The 17,381-nt window shown below is 39.9% G+C and carries 17 protein-coding genes; 10 read left to right on the forward strand and 7 right to left on the reverse strand.

Going from position 1 to position 17,381, the window contains the following annotated elements; all coding sequences use genetic code 11:
• The first annotated feature begins 148 nt into the window (after positions 1 to 148).
• The 3 genes from tal (at position 149) to EV695_RS00575 (ending at position 2,906) form a co-directional block, all read left to right on the forward strand.
• A complete protein-coding gene (gene tal / locus EV695_RS00565; protein WP_207906909.1) occupies positions 149 to 1,096 on the forward strand; it encodes a transaldolase in 948 nt (315 codons plus the stop codon).
• Between the two features lie 333 nt (positions 1,097 to 1,429).
• Complete coding sequence (locus EV695_RS00570) at positions 1,430 to 2,203, forward strand: c-type cytochrome (protein ID WP_207906910.1); 774 nt, start codon at positions 1,430 to 1,432, stop codon at positions 2,201 to 2,203.
• A gap of 13 nt (positions 2,204 to 2,216) precedes the next feature.
• Positions 2,217 to 2,906, forward strand: coding sequence for an ankyrin repeat domain-containing protein (locus EV695_RS00575; protein WP_165874585.1), 690 nt, complete (start codon positions 2,217 to 2,219; stop codon positions 2,904 to 2,906).
• Positions 2,907 to 2,923: 17 nt separating this feature from the next.
• Here EV695_RS00575 and EV695_RS00580 read toward each other — a convergent pair whose 3' ends face one another.
• Complete coding sequence (locus EV695_RS00580; RefSeq protein WP_165874586.1) at positions 2,924 to 4,915, reverse strand: sensor histidine kinase; 1,992 nt, start codon at positions 4,913 to 4,915, stop codon at positions 2,924 to 2,926.
• A gap of 93 nt (positions 4,916 to 5,008) precedes the next feature.
• Positions 5,009 to 6,409: a sigma-54-dependent transcriptional regulator gene (locus EV695_RS00585; RefSeq protein ID WP_131903989.1), complete on the reverse strand. Its 1,401-nt coding sequence runs from the start codon at positions 6,407 to 6,409 to the stop codon at positions 5,009 to 5,011.
• A 276-nt stretch (positions 6,410 to 6,685) separates the two neighbouring features.
• On the opposite strand from EV695_RS00585, the gene EV695_RS00590 reads away from it, so the two are divergent.
• Genes EV695_RS00590 through moeA form a run of 6 tightly spaced genes read left to right on the forward strand, consistent with a single transcriptional unit; the run spans position 6,686 to position 11,585 of the window.
• Entirely contained in the window at positions 6,686 to 7,576 is an 891-nt protein-coding gene (locus EV695_RS00590; RefSeq protein ID WP_243651412.1) for an ABC transporter substrate-binding protein, read from the forward strand.
• Between the two features lie 6 nt (positions 7,577 to 7,582).
• Positions 7,583 to 8,287, forward strand: a complete 705-nt coding sequence (locus tag EV695_RS00595; RefSeq protein WP_131903991.1) for an ABC transporter permease — start codon at positions 7,583 to 7,585, stop codon at positions 8,285 to 8,287.
• A 54-nt stretch (positions 8,288 to 8,341) separates the two neighbouring features.
• On the forward strand, positions 8,342 to 9,145 hold the full coding sequence (locus tag EV695_RS00600) for an ABC transporter ATP-binding protein (RefSeq protein ID WP_131903992.1): 804 nt from the start codon (positions 8,342 to 8,344) through the stop codon (positions 9,143 to 9,145).
• Between the two features lie 11 nt (positions 9,146 to 9,156).
• Positions 9,157 to 9,765 carry a molybdenum cofactor guanylyltransferase MobA gene (mobA, locus tag EV695_RS00605; RefSeq protein WP_131903993.1) on the forward strand — a complete coding sequence of 203 codons (609 nt, stop codon included), beginning with the start codon at positions 9,157 to 9,159 and terminating at the stop codon, positions 9,763 to 9,765.
• On the forward strand, positions 9,758 to 10,279 hold the full coding sequence (mobB, locus tag EV695_RS00610; protein ID WP_131903994.1) for a molybdopterin-guanine dinucleotide biosynthesis protein B: 522 nt from the start codon (positions 9,758 to 9,760) through the stop codon (positions 10,277 to 10,279). The genes mobA and mobB overlap by 8 nt, the downstream gene beginning before the upstream one ends.
• Positions 10,280 to 10,313: 34 nt before the next feature.
• Positions 10,314 to 11,585 carry a molybdopterin molybdotransferase MoeA gene (gene moeA, locus EV695_RS00615; RefSeq protein WP_131903995.1) on the forward strand — a complete coding sequence of 424 codons (1,272 nt, stop codon included), beginning with the start codon at positions 10,314 to 10,316 and terminating at the stop codon, positions 11,583 to 11,585.
• Between the two features lie 167 nt (positions 11,586 to 11,752).
• Here moeA and EV695_RS00620 read toward each other — a convergent pair whose 3' ends face one another.
• The 5 genes from EV695_RS00620 to EV695_RS00640 form a co-directional block, all read right to left on the reverse strand.
• The gene (locus EV695_RS00620) at positions 11,753 to 12,133 is read right to left on the reverse strand and encodes a Lin0512 family protein (RefSeq protein ID WP_131903996.1); all 381 of its coding nucleotides are present in this window, start codon (positions 12,131 to 12,133) and stop codon (positions 11,753 to 11,755) included.
• Positions 12,130 to 12,483, reverse strand: coding sequence for a Lin0512 family protein (locus tag EV695_RS00625; RefSeq protein WP_131903997.1), 354 nt, complete (start codon positions 12,481 to 12,483; stop codon positions 12,130 to 12,132). Before EV695_RS00625 ends, EV695_RS00620 begins: the two co-directional genes overlap by 4 nt.
• 206 nt (positions 12,484 to 12,689) lie before the next feature.
• Positions 12,690 to 14,012 carry a TRAP transporter large permease gene (locus EV695_RS00630; RefSeq protein ID WP_131903998.1) on the reverse strand — a complete coding sequence of 441 codons (1,323 nt, stop codon included), beginning with the start codon at positions 14,010 to 14,012 and terminating at the stop codon, positions 12,690 to 12,692.
• Between the two features lie 107 nt (positions 14,013 to 14,119).
• Positions 14,120 to 14,683 carry a TRAP transporter small permease subunit gene (locus tag EV695_RS00635; RefSeq protein WP_131903999.1) on the reverse strand — a complete coding sequence of 188 codons (564 nt, stop codon included), beginning with the start codon at positions 14,681 to 14,683 and terminating at the stop codon, positions 14,120 to 14,122.
• 135 nt (positions 14,684 to 14,818) lie between these two features.
• Complete coding sequence (locus EV695_RS00640) at positions 14,819 to 15,865, reverse strand: TRAP transporter substrate-binding protein (RefSeq protein ID WP_131904000.1); 1,047 nt, start codon at positions 15,863 to 15,865, stop codon at positions 14,819 to 14,821.
• A gap of 431 nt (positions 15,866 to 16,296) precedes the next feature.
• Here EV695_RS00640 and EV695_RS00645 point away from each other — a divergent pair, with 431 nt between their 5' ends.
• Positions 16,297 to 17,199, forward strand: a complete 903-nt coding sequence (locus EV695_RS00645) for a LysR family transcriptional regulator (RefSeq protein WP_131904001.1) — start codon at positions 16,297 to 16,299, stop codon at positions 17,197 to 17,199.
• Positions 17,200 to 17,381: the final 182 nt, after the last annotated feature.

Below are 17,381 nucleotides of genomic sequence, written 5' to 3' on the forward strand. Positions count from 1 at the left end.
GCTTCGAATAATTAGTATTAGATATTCGCCAGACTGTGAGGCTTATGTAACAATAAAGTATTAATCGATTACAATTACAGCGAATAATAAAATCAACCATCACAATGCAATCAGCCTTACATTGCGTTTAAGATACAAAGGAGAAGAAGTGAATAAACTCGACCAATTAAGAGAAATGACTGTCGTTGTTGCTGATACTGGCGACCTGGCGGCGATAAAAGAATACAAACCACAGGATGCGACGACAAATCCTTCGTTATTGTTGAAAGTTGCACAAGATGCGGACTATTCGAGTTATATCGATCAGGCATTGAGCACCGCGGAAGGTTCTGCCAGTGACAGCAAAATAGACGATGCTATGGACAAGTTTGGTGTCGCTATTGGTTGTGAGATTTTAAAAGTGATTCCTGGTCGTGTATCCACAGAAGTTGATGCACGTCTTTCTTTTGATACTGAAGCAACAATTGCTAAAGCGAAAAAGTTGATTAGCTTATACGAAGCACAAGGTGTGGCTAAAGATCGTGTATTGATCAAAATTGCATCGACTTGGGAAGGCATTCAAGCGGCGCGCCAACTGGAACAGGAAGGTATTAACTGCAACCTAACCTTGTTATTTGGTTTTGCTCAGGCGGTTGCCTGTGCGGAGGCAAAGGTATTCTTAATCTCACCTTTTGTCGGCCGTATTCTTGATTGGTATAAAGCCAACGGTGAGCAACAGGAATTCGTACCGAGTGAAGACCCGGGCGTAGTGTCTGTCACTAAAATTTATAACTATTACAAACAACATAGCTACAACACGATTGTGATGGGTGCGAGTTTCCGTAACAGCGGAGAAATCGAAGCGTTAGCGGGTTGTGATTATTTAACCATCGGCCCAAATTTCCTTGAAGAGTTACGCGAAGACCAAGGAACGCTAGTTAAGCAACTAGACCCAGAGAATACTGGCGAAGCCCAAGAAAAAGTCGAACTGGATGAAACAACGTTCCGCTGGATGATGAATGAAGATGCGATGGCAACTGAAAAACTCGCGCAAGGTATTCGCGGATTTGCTGCCGATCAGGATAAGCTGGTCGCTTTATTTTCTGAGCGTGTTTAATAGCCCGTTTTAGAGAGTTATATTTGTTTTCATGATTTGGGTGGTATTTACACCACCCAAATCTGATTTTCACAACAACCTAAGCCACCCCCCTACTTTGAGGCGTTTTTTTCAACTACCCAGATCAGGGCAAATCATTTATCATCCTCATGATAACGCGAATGCGTATATTTACTTGCGTTAGATCAACCACTTGTTAATCTCACACTACTTGTTGATAGGTTATCTATACTATTAACCTAGCTACCAGTTTATCCATTGAGTTTATTTTTTAACTTAATGAATGATTAAATAATTGGCTTAAAAAAATAAAAAGCAAAAAACGGGGCATACATGAAATCAAACATTCACACTAAGCATTTGCTTGTTCGTATTATGTTGACGGGTCTTATCAGTCAATTCTTTATCAGTTTTGCAGTTGCGGCTCCATTAATTGCTAAACCGTCTGTAGCATCAGTAGGGGCACTTAAAGGTGACGCCAAAAAAGGCAAAGACGCTTTTCATACCTGTGCCTTGTGTCATACCCCTGAAGGCTGGGGATCAGAAGAAGGCAATTACCCACAATTGTCAGGACAACACCCCAACGTTCTCATTAAACAGTTAATCGATATCAAGTCGGGGAATCGAGCGGTACCTACGATGATTCCGTTTTCCGATGAGATTTTTGATAAAGGCCATCAACATGTGGCTGATGTTGTAAGTTATATCGCGACGCTCCCCATGATACCGAAGAACTCAGTGGGACAAGGCGATGATTTGGATAAAGGCAAAAAGCTCTATACCAGCCAATGCGAAAGTTGCCATGGCAAACACGCAGAAGGTAATAATGAAAAGGGTTATCCTTTATTGCAGGGTCAGCATTACGAATATTTATTTCGCCAAACTTTATGGATAAAGGACGGATTGCGTAAGAATGGTGATAAAAAAATGGAAAAGAGAATTGCCGCTTTTTCAGATGCTGATATTCGCGCAGTCTCTGATTACATCTCTAGAATTAAACCCGATAAAAACAAGCTAGCGGATAGCGCTGACTGGCAGAACCCCGATTTTCATGGTGATTTTGTGAGTGTTCCGGCAAATGTTACGAAAAAAAGTAACAGCCAATAAAAGGATTATTATTATGTCAACGTCTCTCAAACTTTCCAAACATCTCAACGCCAGATTTGCTCTTGTGGCTTTCTTACTGCTATTTACCGCGGTAAGTGTTAACGCAATTGATAATTCAGAAAGCGAGGAAATGCTGTTAATCAGCGCCTATGAAGGGGATATCGAGAAGGTTAAAGACTTACTCGCCAAAGGTGTCGATGTTAATGCCAAAGGCTATAACGATGAAACACCATTACTGGCAGCAGTAAACTCAGGAAAAGTAGATATGACAGCATTGTTATTGTCGTATGGTGCTGATATTGAAGCGCGAAACTTTCAAAAATCAACACCTTTAATCATTGCTGCACAGTATGGCCACACTGCGATAACAGCTATGTTAATCGAACTGGGAGCTGATATCTCAGTGCGAGATTACAACGGTTATGATCCTTTGATGATTGCTGCTTCTCGTAATCACAATCTCGTGGTGCGTCAACTTATTGCATTTGGCGCTGATACTACATTACAAAACAACCACGGAAATACCGCATTGATGCTGGCGATTTATAATGAGCACCCAGCAGTTGTCAAAACACTGTTAGAGAAAGGCAGTAAAAAACAGTTGAGCATCGCAAATAAAGAAGGCTTAACGCCGAAGACATTCGCCGATGAAACTCATAATGCCTTAATTTCTGAATTGATCAGCAAATACAGCAAGCAGTGAGTACAGCAAAGGGAGATCTAGATTGTTGCTTCTTCGATGATGCTTAATTGCTCTGCGATTGCCTCTTCATCTTCCATGATTTGAGGTTCACTTAGCAACCAAACGGAAAACGTAGAACCTTCACCCAGCTCAGATTCTGCGGTGATATTTCCACCAAAACGACGCACTAATCCATAACTAATGGATAAACCTAACCCGGTCCCTTCGCCTTGTTCTTTAGTACTAAAGAATGGGTTAAAAATCTGCGCAAGATGTTCTTTATCGATCCCCTTACCATTATCGGTAACACTAATAACGACCCCTTTGTCCTTCCAGTTACGGGAAGCAAGGGTAATTTGCGCGTCGTCTCTGTCTAAGGCGTGAATTGCATTTACCAGCAAATTCACCAACACTTGCTGTAACTCTTGAGAGTTTATTTCTATCAGCTGAGTCGCCTCAAAGTCCATCTTAAATTCAATCGACTTACCCTGATTCAAGTGATTAACCAACTTCAGCGTATCTTTAATTAACAGATTAACGTCAATCATATTGATGTAGCCAGAATACTCATCTGGGTGTGCGTACTGCAGTAATCGATTGATAATGTCTTTAATCCGGTAGATTTGGTCAATAACCAAATCGATTTCTTTCTGCACAGGTTTAGCGTTATCGCCTAATTCAACCACCATGAGATCGAGATTACCCAACATCACAGCTGTCGGATTATTAATTTCATGCGCTACACCTGCGGTCAACTCCCCCAAGGCGGCCAGTTTTTCTGCTACCACTAATTGTTGACGTGTTTGTCGCAGCAACTGGATGCTGTTTTCCAAATCCTGATTCTTTTGTTTTAATTCTGCCGTGCGGCTTTCTACTTTGTCTTCCAGTGAATCTGCCCATTCCTGTATTTCTTGATTGCGTAGCTGCAATTGATCGAGCATATCGTCAAATTCTCGCGAGAGTGTCCCAAGCTCGTCTTTTGACGTAATCAACCCCACACGCTTAGCACTTCCCTCTTGGGTCGCATGCACCACATTACTCATTTTTTCGATGGGTTTGAAAATTCTGCGGGCACCACGAATAGCAGCCCATGCGGACACTAACATCAGGGCAAGAAACATCAAGACAAGGGCTAGCAATGCATTCCAGAGTTCATCACGAAAGGGTTTTTCCAAAAAGCCTGCGTAGAGCATTCCGACTCTTTTGCCATCTACATCTACAATCGGCTCATAGGAAGAGACGTACCAATCGTTTACTACAAAGGCGCGGTCTATCCAGGTTGAGCCGTTATCTAATACTTTGGTTCTAACTTCATTAGATACGCGCGTACCAAGCGCACGCTCACCTTCATTCAGAGGCACATTGGTTGAAATTCTTACGTCATCGATAAAAACGGTAACCGTTCCGATACTCCCTTTGGGTAAGCTATTGGGGCCATAGGCGAGATCACGTATAGCATCAACAAATTGGAAATTACCGTTGAGTAACACACCACCATCTAACAGGGCTACCACTTCACCTCGTGAATCTTTAACGGGGTAAAGCGCGCGAATCACCATTGCCCGCTGTTCTTGAGTCCGATTGCTTGGTCTCGCTCTTGGGGTTTGTAAAATGGGAAGTTCAACACGCTTTTGAAGCTCTGGATCTTCTGCCTGTAACTCTTCTGGTGAATAAATTTCCACCCCCACACTTTCGTGGCCTTTTAATGCGTTTAATAAGCTAGAAGAGTTTCTTCTGCTTTTTAAAATATTTTGCTGATCATTTTCTGTTGAAATAACCTTGAGGAAAGAAAAATTTTGCTTATCTTTTAACGCCTTAACCTGTTCGAAAACAGATGACTGGTTTCCCGATTCTAAGGCTGTGCGAAATTGATGGGATTCGGCCAGACTGGTTAAATGGTTTAAATAATCCCCTTGAATGCGGTTAAACGCATCATGAGAAACAGCAAGGTCAGTGCTGACTTTGAGAAATAATTGTTCGTAGGTAAAGTTCTTACCCCAATAAATAGCCAGCCCTAATGCGACTGGCATGATCAATAATATTGGGAACAAAACGAGCAGTAATAATTTGTATCTTACTTTATGGCGAACAGCCCGTTGAATGTTACCGATAAAGCCCATAAATCAAAGTTCGTTCCAGGCTTTTACTTTACGCTCCAGCGTTTTTCTAGAAACCCCTAAAATTCTGGCCGCTGCAGATTTATTCCCGTCTTCGCTTTCAAGCACTTTAAGAATGTGATTTTTTTCAATATCTTCCAAAAGTGCACTGTTATTTACAGAACCGGCTGGAGAGCTCTCTCCCGCTTCAGCAGAAATGCACTGCCCTGGCTTCAGGTTTAGTAACAAACAGCGCTCTATAACGTTTCGCAGTTCGCGAATATTTCCTGGCCAGTGGTAATCGCGCATCTGATGTAAGTCTTCGCCGGATATTGTTTGAGCATCCACCCCTAAATCTGAAGATAAGGTTTGGGAAAAGTGTTGAACCAGCGCAGGTATATCATCCATTCTCTCACGCAACGGTGGCATGCGAACGTTAACCACATTTAATCGGTAATACAGGTCTTGTCGGAAATTACCTTTTTCGACTTCTTCTTCTAAATCTCTGTTGCTCGCAGCGATGATTCGAACGTCCACAGGAATTTGACGATTAGAACCCACAGGTCGAATGACTTTTTCTTCTAAAACCCTTAATAGATGGACTTGCATCGACATCGGCATTTCACCGATTTCATCTAAAAATAAGGTGCCGTTATTGGCATAGGTGAATAAACCTTCGCGGGTTTTTTGTGCCCCCGTAAATGCACCTTTGGTATGGCCGAAGAATTCGCTCTCCATTAACTCTTCTGTGATTGCACCACAGTTAACAGGAACAAAACTGCCTTTTCGACCACTCCAACGATGCAGAGCTCTGGCGGCCAATTCTTTACCTGTACCCGATTCGCCTCCTATTAACACAGTGGTTGGCATTGGCGCTATTCTTTTAATGACCTCGCAGACGCTTTTCATCGTGTCGCAATCACCAATCATGCCGCTATCGTAGAGTTGATCTACCTGGCGTTTCAACACGATATTTTCTCTTTGCATCTGCTGGTGTGCCATGCAACTTTCTATTGATGCCATCATTTGGTCCATGCGAAATGGCTTCATAATAAAATCACTCGCACCCACCCGTAATGCAGCTATAGCAGTTTCGAGACTGGCATGCGCCGTAATAAAAATGACCGATGTGGTACTGCCCTGACTTCGAATTTCAGTTACCCAGTCAACACCTGACTTTCCGGGTAGGCGAATATCGGAGATGATCAAATCAAAGTTACAACGCTGTCTTAGTGCTTCGGCTTCCTCAACATCCTCTGCAACTTCTACTAAGCCAAATACTTTTTCCAAACCTTTTTGCAGAAAGTTTCGTATACCCTGCTCGTCATCCAGTATCAGTACTGAATTCCGCTTAAAACTTAAAGGTTTCTCATTGCTTTCTATTGCCTGACTTTCTGGATTATCTATAACTTCTAATGTAGAGCTCATTGCGTCCTCGAGAATATACGCCCAAATAATCCACTCTTAAAATGAATATGGGACATTTTTTACCTATTTTTATGCCTTACTTATATAAATTACGGTGAATTTGCCGCCTATGTTCGGCAACCGCAATCTAAAAGTCTTTATGTATCTTATATTTAGCCTATTTGGTCATTATTTTCAGCATTCCTTTTAGATTTGGCACTGATTTTGCTAAATGATCATAATGGATGTTGCTAAATTTTAACATTCTATTTCCTTTCAATTAACCAGGTAAATTTAATGATGTTTTTAACGAAACTAATGAAAACGTTCACCCGATTTTTACTGCTATCAGCGGTAATTTTCTCAGCATTAACTTTCTCATCTACTGCCTACTCTAAGACAGAGGGAGATTCAAAGCTTATTCGTTTAGCCACAACGACGAGTACTGAAAATTCCGGACTACTTCGTTATTTACTTCCTGAGTTCGAAAAAGATACAGGTTATAAAGTTCATGTAATCTCTGTTGGCACAGGTAAAGCATTAAGAATGGGACGTGATGGCGATGTTGATATTCTTTTGGTACATGCTTTAAACGCAGAGAAAAAATTTGTTGAAGAAGGTTACGGTGTAAAACGTTACCCTGTGATGTACAACGACTTTGTTATTGTTGGTCCTGCAACAGATCAGGAATTATATAAAGACGCAAAGAACGTAGGCGATGTACTAAACAATGTTGCTAGCAACAAAATGCGCTTCGTTTCTCGTGGTGATGATTCTGGAACAAACAAGAAAGAACTATCACTATGGAAAAGCAGCAAATACCAACCAAACTCTAAAACTGATACCTGGTATGTAGAAGCAGGCCAAGGTATGGGAAAAGTATTGCAAATGGCCGATGAAATGGGCGCATATACAATGACTGACCGCGGCACTTGGCTGGCATATAAAGACAAGCTTACATCTAAAATTGTATTTGAAGGCGATGAGACTTTATTTAACCCTTACGGCATTATTGCGATTAATCCAGAAAAATACCCTGATGTTAATATTGCGGGCGACGATGCTCTGATAAAATGGATCACTTCAGAGAAAGGACAAAAGCTTATTGGTGATTTTAAAGTGGCCGACGAGGTTCTGTTTGTCCCAAATGCAGATACCATGGCAAAAAATGAAACCGTTAAAAAATAAGATCACATGCAATCACTAGCAAGTACCACAGTTGATGCTGTAAAACTCTTGCTATCTGGAGATGCCGATATTTGGAATATTATCGGCATTTCCTTTCAAATATCCACCATAGCGATACTTATAGCAATGGTGCCAGCAATTCTGATCGGATTTATACTGGCTTACTATAATTTCCCTGGTCGGCGACTTTTAGTCTCAATATTCAACACTATGTTGGCAGTGCCCGCGGTTGTGGTTGGACTTACCCTATATATCCTTTTATCGCGTCAGGGGCCATTAGGAGAGTGGCGCTTACTCTTCACCCAAACCGCCATGGTTCTGGGACAGATTGCTTTATGCTTTCCTATTTTAGTCGCGATGAGTCATAGTGCCTTTCAATCAATTGAAAAACGCGCGTGGGATACGGCAAAAACACTCGCCGCAAATCCTTTCAAAGCATTTTTTATCGTAATGCGCGAAGTACGCTTCGCTTTATTTGGTGCTTTACTGGCAGGTTATGGCAGAATTATTGCGGAAGTTGGCGCTTCAATGATGCTTGGTGGAAACATACTGCATTATACTCGTAACATACCAACTGCCATTGCTCTTGAAACCAGTAAAGGTGAATTTGCACAAGGTATTGCTTTAGGTATCATATTAATCTCGCTAGCCTTCTTCTTAACGATTGGTTTGCATTATATGCAAGGAAAAGGAACTGTCGTTCGTGATTAAAATATCCGCGACTAAACTATCAATGACTCAAAAAGCCCATGGCAAAAAACATCGATGAACAAGATCTCTAGACCTGTTCGTCTTGAATATACGAATATCGTAAAAACATACGGTAAAGGCAAAAACACCAAAGCGATCCTCAATGATATTAGTTTGAGTTTAAAAGGTGGCGAGTGCACGCTAATCACAGGTAAAAATGGTTGCGGTAAATCTACCCTGCTCCGTATTATGGGCGGACTATTGAAACCTGACTCTGGTTTGATCAATACAGGGCTGCATAACCTTAACTGGAACAAATACCGCAAAGCACTGGGCAATGATGTGATGTACTTTTATCAAGAGCCCTATATGTTTGACGGCACCGTTAGGCAAAATCTGACTTACGCTTTAGATAAAAAACAGAATAAAGACATCATAGATAACGCACTTAAATGGGCTGAACTAGAACACCGCAGCGACACCCAAGCAAAATGTTTATCTGGCGGAGAAAGACAACGCGTAGCTTTGGCACAAGCCTGGATTAAACAGCCTGCGGTATTACTGCTTGATGAGCCAACGGCTAACATGGACACAGAACACCGACTTAGAACCGAGACCTTCCTGTCGACATTTATTGATTCTGGCACCGCGCTTTATATTGCCAGCCATGATCCAAATCATTTTCATCGAATCATGAATCACCGATTACTCATTGAAGATGGATATGTGTCTGAGTTTGAAGAATTGAAAGCCACCAATACAGTAAACGATCAAAATGACGATACTTTATTAAATGATTCCCTACTACAATCTAACAAGAACGTGACTTTATTCCCCAACAATAAAAGCACAAACTTTTCATCACAAGATAACAAATAAGATAGTAAACAATGACGATAAATAAAAATCAAATAACTGCTGTAATTCTGGCTGGTGGAAAAGGGAGTCGTTTAGGTGGACAAGACAAAGGCTTAGTTGACTACCAAAACAAACCATTGATTGAGCATGTTTTAGAAAAAATAGAGCCTCAAGTAGGCCAAATCATTATTAATGCGAATCGTAATCAGGATGAATACGCAAAATTCAAGCACCCCGTAATTTCTGATGAATTAAGTGATTTCCAGGGTCCTTTAGCGGGCTTTTTAACGGGTATGAAAACCTGCAACACAGATTACATACTTACGCTACCATGCGACGGACCAGATTTACCGGATGATTTAGTCTCAAGACTTATCAGCGAAGTACAGAATAATAATATTGTAGTAGCTCACGACGGCAAAAGATTACAACCTGTGCATGCACTTATCCCCACTTCATTGATTGAAAGTCTTGAAGATTTTCTTGCTAACGGTGACCGTAAAATAGACTTGTGGTATGCACAGCACTCGATGGCCACTGCCGATTTTTCAGACAAACCGGAAGTTTTCTTTAATGTAAATACTGAAGAACAGCGTCAACAACATCAGCAACAACAGCAGGGTAAACCTCAAAATGGTTGAGTTTCACTTACCTATGCTTGGTTTTGCGGCGTTTAGCGGAACAGGTAAAACAACATTACTTAGCCAGATCATTCCTTTATTAAGGGCTAAGGGACACCGCATTGGTGTTATCAAGCATACTCATCATAATATTGATATTGATAAGCCCGGCAAAGACAGCTACGTACTGCGCAAATCTGGCGCAGATCAGATGATTTTGGCCTCTCGATACCGTACAGCTTTAATCATCGAAAAAGCGGACTCTACCAAAGAACCTGAACTACAAGATGTGCTGGATAATCTACAGACGGATTCTTTAGATTTAGTATTGGTAGAAGGATTCAAACTAGCTAAAATCAACAAAATAGAGCTGCATAGACAAGCATTGGGTAAACCTTATCTGCACCCTAATGACCCCAACATTATTGCTATCGCTGTGGAAGATAAAGAATCGAAAGACTTTCCAATAGATAGTTTAGACTTGAATAATCCTGAGCAAATAGCAGACTATATCGTAAAAACATTACTCAGCTAAATGAAAACCCGCTTACAAATTAATTGATAACACTATGAAAGATAGACCAGCCAGTTGTTTAGATGCCTTCGAAGTTGACGCGATTAGTGTTGATGAAGCTCGTCAAATTATCACGAACGAAATCACACCCATTAGTGCAAGCGAAACAGTTCCTGTTAGAGAGGGCTTAAAGCGTTATCTAGCAACAGATATTATCTCTCCGATTAATGTGCCACCGCATACTAATTCTGCGATGGATGGTTACGCATTAGCTGGCAGTGACTTACCTACTACTACGCCAGTAGATTACAAGGTGTCAGGTGCATCATTTGCAGGCGTTCCTAGTACTGAATCTTATCAGAGTGGAACCGTTGTGCGCATTATGACGGGCGGCGTTATGCCAACTGGAACGGATACTGTAATCCCTCAAGAATTAGTAGAGACTCTGGATGACAATACTATTCGCTTAGAAGCGGAGCATAAAGCTGGACAAAATGTACGTCACCCTGGCGAAGATTTAGCACAAGGAAAAAAGATCTTTGATAAAGGCCGAAAACTCAGTGCCGCTGATATTGGCATACTCGCATCACTTGGTTTTGGTGAAATAGATGTTTTAATTCGACCCAAAGTCGCCTTTTTCTCAACTGGAGATGAATTACGCTCAATAGGTGAAGCATTAAAAGAAGGTGAGATTTACGACAGCAATCGTTACACCTTGTTTGCAATGTTAAAAAATCTGGATGCCAAAATCATCGATTTAGGTGTGATCCCTGATACCGAAAAAGACATTCAAGACGCATTTAAAAAAGCCGCAGAAGAATCTGATATATTCATCAGTACAGGTGGCGTATCTGTCGGTGAAGCTGACTATATTAAACCCACCTTGAAACTACTGGGTGAAACGCACTTCTGGAAATTGGCAATGAAACCTGGCCGACCTTTGACGTATGGCACGGTTCATCATAACAATGTATCAGCCAAATTTTTCGGCCTTCCCGGAAATCCGGTTGCGGTAATGGTGACTTTTTTACAATTTGTGCAGCCTGCCATCAATTATCTTGCCAGTGGAAAACAGCAAAAACCAATCTTCCTAAAAGCCACCTCGGAAGAAAACATCAAAAAACGCCCAGGTCGCACGGAATATATTCGTGGAGTCTTTGAACAAACACCTGATGGTGGGTTCAGTGTAAAGCGCACCGGCAAACAAGGCTCAGGAATTTTAATGTCGATGAGCCTTGCGAATTGTTTTATACACTTTGATGCTGATTCAAGTGGAGTGAATCAAGGGGATACAGTTGAAATCTTACCGTTTGAAGGCGTGGTTTAAATAGGGCAATTTAAATAACCCTATTTAGAATATCTAATCAATATTTTTTTACACCCCCCTACTTTGGGGCACTTTTTTATCTTGCACTCATTAGCTTGAGCACATTCATTGGTTTTCATTTACCCACACCCGTTTATATAGCCTGAAGAACTCACGCTATATAAATACTAAACCAGCGAATATTTACCTTCCGGTATATCGATTCGTGCAGCAATTGCAGCCGTGGCAATCACAGTAACGGTTTCTTGAACGGGATCTTCGATATTTAAACCACCTTTTACAGTATTAACCTTGACGCTTCCAAAAGGTATTTGAGCCGCAACATCGTCCACATTAACCAAGTCAGGATTTTGCGTACCAATTGTGACTTCTACCTGCATCTCATCTCGTTCAAAATCCATCGACCGAAACAATGTAATAGAACTATGATGAAGCGCATCCTGTACCGCTCTTATAGCCGCTTTGGTGTAATCTTCGCCGTATAAATCGTTACCTGTACCCATTTCTAAAATAATACGTTGAAGATTTTTAGTTGGTTGATGACTCATGCCGCATCCTCCGCAAAATCCAAGTACACAACGACCCCAGCATTAGCGATTACCGTTGTTTTGGTTTTACAATCACTCAAAATATCCAGGCCACCTTCAACAACGTCAACCGAAGCTTGCCCGTAAGGTAAAACCGCTTTCACTACTTCTTTATCTACCTGATCTGGCTTAGCCACCCCAATAGACACTTCGATAATCATTTTCTCACGATCAAAGCCAAACGCAGGTGCAATCGTCAAAGAGTTATGCCACAACGCATCCTTTAGCGCGCGCACCGCGGCTTTTGTGTAATCCTGCCCTTGCAGATCGGTACCCATACCCATCTCTACAACCATTCGCTTTTTCGCCATGCCAACTCCTAAACAACTTTATTAAGGTTTCTATGATTGATTAACTCATTAATAGACTGATAGTAGTACACCCCCCTACTTTGAGGGCATTTTTTTAGAACGATCGGAGAAATAGATTTATTTCAGGCAAAAAAAGCCCGCTAATATATAGCGGGCTTTTTAAAAGAGGCTTGGCTATGAATCATCGAACTATGAATTTCATTTAATCACCAAAGTTTTGGTGCATCAGGTGTTAATCCATACATTTCAGGAAATACCAATATTGATAAAACCACAGCAATTTGAATTGCTATGAATGGAAGAACGCCAAAGTAAATATCAGAGGTCTTTATTTCTTTCGGAGCAACTCCTCTCAGATAAAATAGGGCAAAACCAAAGGGGGGGGTTAAAAATGATGTTTGTAAATTCATCGCTACCAAAATAGCGAACCAAATAGTATTAATCTGTAATGTCTCTACTACGATATAAATGATAGGCAGCACAATATAAGATATCTCGATGTAATCAAGAAAGAAGCCTAAAAACATAATAAGAAGCATGGTAAAAATTAGGAACCCCCATTTTTCACCAGGTAGATTTAACAATAACTCTGCTACCTCTTCTTCGCCACCAGTGTAGGCAAAGCCCATAGAAAATATAGATGCGCCTAAAATTACGGCAAAAACCATTGCTGTAATTTTAACGGTTCCCATCGTGCTTTCCCAAAGCATAGAAAATGTAAATTTACGATAAATGAGTGCCAAGAAAACTGCACCTATACAACCTAATGCAGATGATTCGGTTGGTGTAGCAACGCCGAAGAAAATTGACCCCAATACGACAAGAATTAACAACAAAGGAGGAATTACAGCAACCAGTGCCTCCTTAATAACCGTTGTTTTTGATACATTTTCATCTTCTACAGGAATAGGAGGTGCAGCTTCGGGCTTTATCATGCAAAAGATAACGATATATGCAATATAACAACCTATTAAAACCAAACCAGGCTTAATCGCAGCTTTGAATAAATCACCAACAGGAATATTGAGTACATCACCCAAAATAATAAGTACAATTGACGGAGGAATTAGTTGGCCTAATGTACCGGCTGCACAAATAGTTCCTGCTGATAAGGCTTTACTGTATCCATAACGTAGCATTACTGGCATGGATATCAGCCCCATAGCCACAACGCTTGCCCCAACTACACCAGTAGATGCCGCTAACAATGCACCTACCAGAATTGTTGAAACTGCAAGCCCTCCTCGAACTGAGCCAAATAAACGCCCCATAGATTCGAGTAATTGTTCTGCCAATTTTGTTCGTTCCAATATTAAACCCATGAAGATAAACAGTGGTATTGCCATCAAAACAATTCCATCACCGTTATCCCCCATATTGGAATATATTCGATAAGGTATTTGCGCTAGTTGACTAGGATCGGCAAATAGAAAAACAAATAAAATTCCCACACCCGCAAAAGTGAAAGCAACAGGAAAACCAAATAGTAGCAATATTAATGCTAGTAAAAATATAGATATACCTATCATTTAAATACCCATGAATAGTATCGAGGAAGATGCATCTGAATGATGCACAAAGTAAGATGTATACGTTAAATAAGATCAGTAGAGTCTTAGCTAGATTCCAATTTGTCTTATTCTGAAAAATGGATAAATACATTAACTCTATTAATGAGAAAAGAAATTCCACTCAGAACTAGAAAGAGAAAGGATAACGGGATTAAGCCTTTGATAATAAAGCGGTTAAGCAGACCGCCAGGGTCCTGACTTTTCTCACCAATCCCAGACGTTAGAAACTGCTTTATCAACCCCATAACGCTATCGCTATGTTCGCCATAACTATAGGATTGAGCCATAAAATCCCAACCATAATAAACAATGAGAATAGACATAGGTAAGAGAAAAAATAATGTCCCTACTATGTCAATAAGAGATCTTTTTCGTTCGGAAAGTTTCTCAAAAATTATATCAACTCGAACATGAGATCCTGTTCTTAAGGCATAAGGGATACCTAAAAGAAACACGCCCGAATAGAAATGCCATGCTAACTCCTCAAGTTTTATAGATGAGTTACTAAAAGCATAACGACCAATGACGTTATAAGAAATTATCAATACTAGTAAAATCAACAATATACCGGCAATTATACCGATAATATCCATAAGCTTATTAATATAGTGTTCTGTTTTTAATAGCATGATTACTTCTTTAGTAAGTTTATATTCTCTTTTGTAGAACGACTTAGAGTCCTTCTACATGACGTACATATGATAGAAGCCCTCTAACCGAAACATCAAAGGTAGAGAGCTTCTTAGCATTAAACGTAGGTAGCTTTAGTTGTTTAAATAAGCTTTATCAGAAATATTTGTCCACTCACGCACTTGCTTTTTAAACTTTCGCTGGGATTCAATTATTTCAGCAGTCAATCCGCCTTGTTCTTCTAGCTTGTCGACTAATTCCTTATTTGCTTCTCTTAGAGCAGCCATTACATCAGGTGGGAAAGTTTTTACTTTAATATTAGGAAATTCATTCTTGATCTTTTCCCAGTTAGCTCCATTTTCGTAATACAATCTATCTGTAACACTTGTTTCAGATTCTCTCATCGCAGCTTTTAAAATTGCTTGTAAATCTTTTGGCAATTTATCAAAAGCTTCGTTGTTGACCATAAACTGTATTTCAGATCCTGGCTCATGCCAGCCAGTATAATAATACTGCGCTATTTTATGAAAACCCATACGCAAGTCAAAAGATGGGCCAACCCATTCCAGGGCATCAATCGTGTTTCTTTCTAAAGAAGTATAGAGTTCACCAGGAGGTACGTTTGTTACAGTTGCGCCTACTTTTGCTAGCACTTCCCCAGCAAATCCAGGTATGCGCATTTTTAGGCCTTTTAAATCATCAACACTGTTGATTTCTTTTTTAAACCACCCACCCATTTGACTTCCTGAGCCTGCAGGATATTGAGTAATTCCATGTTTGCTATACGCTCTTTTAGCTAGCTCGGCACCACCACCGTTGTGATACCATGCAGTGCGTTCAGCAGAAATCATACCGAATGGCATAGTAGTAAAAAACAAAGTGTTTATGTCTTTTCCTTTCCAATAATAAGAGGCTGAGTGACCCATTTGATATTGCCCAGATTTAACAAAATCAAAAATCCCTAGAGCAGATTTATGTTTATTAGCAGAATCAATACTAATAATTAATCGACCATTTGACATTTCCTCAACTCTTTTTGCAAACTCTTTTGTAGCTTCACCATAGATTGGAAAATTAGCAGGCCAGGTTTCGGCTAACTTCCATTTTATTGGTTTATCAGCAGCAAAAGCATTAGTAGCTGCTGCAAAAACGGTTAGTAGAATAAAAATAATTTTCTTCATCTGGTCAAAACTCCTTAGTAATGTTGTTATTTTATTAATATGTAAAATTCTAAAACTTTTAATCCAATCAGATTTGTGATGAGAATTAAAACACTTGTATTGCCTAGGCTCATACTCAGTATTTAAAACAACATTAGTTGTAATCCATTTTTTTAACAAACTGATAATTCTGAACAGGAGTGATCAATATTCATTGTTGATAGGTCACGAGAATTTATATTAAATACTTATCGGAGATAAATTAAAGATCATAAAAATCGTATTTTGAAGATGATTTTTTAGTTTTACTGTACTACTGTTGACTTGATTCAAGCAAAGATAGACTTGTAACTGTGCGCCTTACATGAGCGATTTATTAGCTTTGTCCAATTATACAGACGTACATAATTTTTTTAAAAAGACCAATATTAAGCTTTTAAGGAACGACCTAAATGAATACCAGATTTCTTGAAGCTTTTGTTTGGGTTGCTAGATTAAACAGCTTTCGAGCAGCAGCGGAAAAATTATATGTTTCACAAGCTACTATATCGAGCCGTATTGCGACTCTAGAAAATGAATTTGAATGTAGTTTATTTGATCGTGAACACAACACGATCAAACTAACCAGTAAAGGTATTTTACTGCTAGATAAGGCTGAACGAATGTTGCAAGCCGAACAAGCACTACAAAAAGCAATGCACGACGATGAGGAGATCATCACAAGGGTTCGTATTGGAGTTATTGAAGCCATAGTTCACACATGGCTAGAAGTTTTTTTAACCGAATTAAATAAAACTTATCCTAAACTTGAATTTGAACTGACCGCAGAACCAACATCTCACCTACATGCTCTTTTTTCCAAAGGCGCTTTGGATGTCATAATTCAGACTGATCCAGTCTTAGATGACACAGTTATTAATACTGAACTTGAATCTCTTAAAATGGAGTGGGTGTGTCATGGGAAAAACCAATTTGCTAACCGAGATATTTCATTAGAAGAATTAGCTGATTCACAAATCATTACTTTCACACGGGGCTCTCAGCCTCATCTATCAGCATTATCTATTTTTGAAAAACAGGGACTTAGACCCAGTCAAGTTCATTGCGTTACATCACTAGCAGCAATTAGCAAATTAGTTAAGAAAAAACAAGGTATCGCAACTCTGCCTCTGACTGCTATTTCAAATGAATTAGATAATGGTCATTTAGCTTTAGTAAATTATCCAGAAAAACCAGATCCCTTAAGACTGATTGCTAGCTGGCAAAAACTTTCCGACAATGACCTTAATAAGATCATTGTAGACTTGGCAATCTCGGCGTCTAAATCACACTCCCAAAACCAATTCCCCCAATAATAATGCTATAAAAAAATACTGATCACCCCCATTCACAATATACCGTTTGTAACATGATTGAATCCACTCCAGTATCTTCCTAAGATTGCTTTTATTCGAAGCAAACAATCTAATAATAATTTTTTTATAACTAATAAACTGACGCCTACCCAAGTGCGCAGTATTGATTTATAAATTCAGGA

The sequence above is a fragment of the Cocleimonas flava genome (assembly GCF_004339015.1).
Classification (GTDB): Bacteria; Pseudomonadota; Gammaproteobacteria; order Thiotrichales; family Thiotrichaceae; genus Cocleimonas; species Cocleimonas flava.

Excerpts from the sequence above, each read along its gene's own strand:
- EV695_RS00625 (WP_131903997.1), bottom strand. The coding sequence starts at position 12,483 with ATGGCGAAAAAGCGAATGGTTGTAGAGATGGGTATGGGTACCGATCTG.
- EV695_RS00635 (WP_131903999.1), bottom strand. The coding sequence starts at position 14,683 with ATGCTATTAAAAACAGAACACTATATTAATAAGCTTATGGATATTATC.
- EV695_RS00585 (WP_131903989.1), bottom strand. The coding sequence starts at position 6,409 with ATGAGCTCTACATTAGAAGTTATAGATAATCCAGAAAGTCAGGCAATA.
- moeA (WP_131903995.1), top strand. The coding sequence starts at position 10,314 with ATGAAAGATAGACCAGCCAGTTGTTTAGATGCCTTCGAAGTTGACGCG.
- EV695_RS00575 (WP_165874585.1), top strand. The coding sequence starts at position 2,217 with ATGTCAACGTCTCTCAAACTTTCCAAACATCTCAACGCCAGATTTGCT.
- EV695_RS00580 (WP_165874586.1), bottom strand. The coding sequence starts at position 4,915 with ATGCCAGTCGCATTAGGGCTGGCTATTTATTGGGGTAAGAACTTTACC.
- mobB (WP_131903994.1), top strand. The coding sequence starts at position 9,758 with ATGGTTGAGTTTCACTTACCTATGCTTGGTTTTGCGGCGTTTAGCGGA.
- mobA (WP_131903993.1), top strand. The coding sequence starts at position 9,157 with ATGACGATAAATAAAAATCAAATAACTGCTGTAATTCTGGCTGGTGGA.
- EV695_RS00640 (WP_131904000.1), bottom strand. The coding sequence starts at position 15,865 with ATGAAGAAAATTATTTTTATTCTACTAACCGTTTTTGCAGCAGCTACT.
- EV695_RS00645 (WP_131904001.1), top strand. The coding sequence starts at position 16,297 with ATGAATACCAGATTTCTTGAAGCTTTTGTTTGGGTTGCTAGATTAAAC.
- EV695_RS00590 (WP_243651412.1), top strand. The coding sequence starts at position 6,686 with ATGATGTTTTTAACGAAACTAATGAAAACGTTCACCCGATTTTTACTG.
- EV695_RS00570 (WP_207906910.1), top strand. The coding sequence starts at position 1,430 with ATGAAATCAAACATTCACACTAAGCATTTGCTTGTTCGTATTATGTTG.
- EV695_RS00620 (WP_131903996.1), bottom strand. The coding sequence starts at position 12,133 with ATGAGTCATCAACCAACTAAAAATCTTCAACGTATTATTTTAGAAATG.
- EV695_RS00600 (WP_131903992.1), top strand. The coding sequence starts at position 8,342 with ATGAACAAGATCTCTAGACCTGTTCGTCTTGAATATACGAATATCGTA.
- EV695_RS00595 (WP_131903991.1), top strand. The coding sequence starts at position 7,583 with ATGCAATCACTAGCAAGTACCACAGTTGATGCTGTAAAACTCTTGCTA.
- EV695_RS00630 (WP_131903998.1), bottom strand. The coding sequence starts at position 14,012 with ATGATAGGTATATCTATATTTTTACTAGCATTAATATTGCTACTATTT.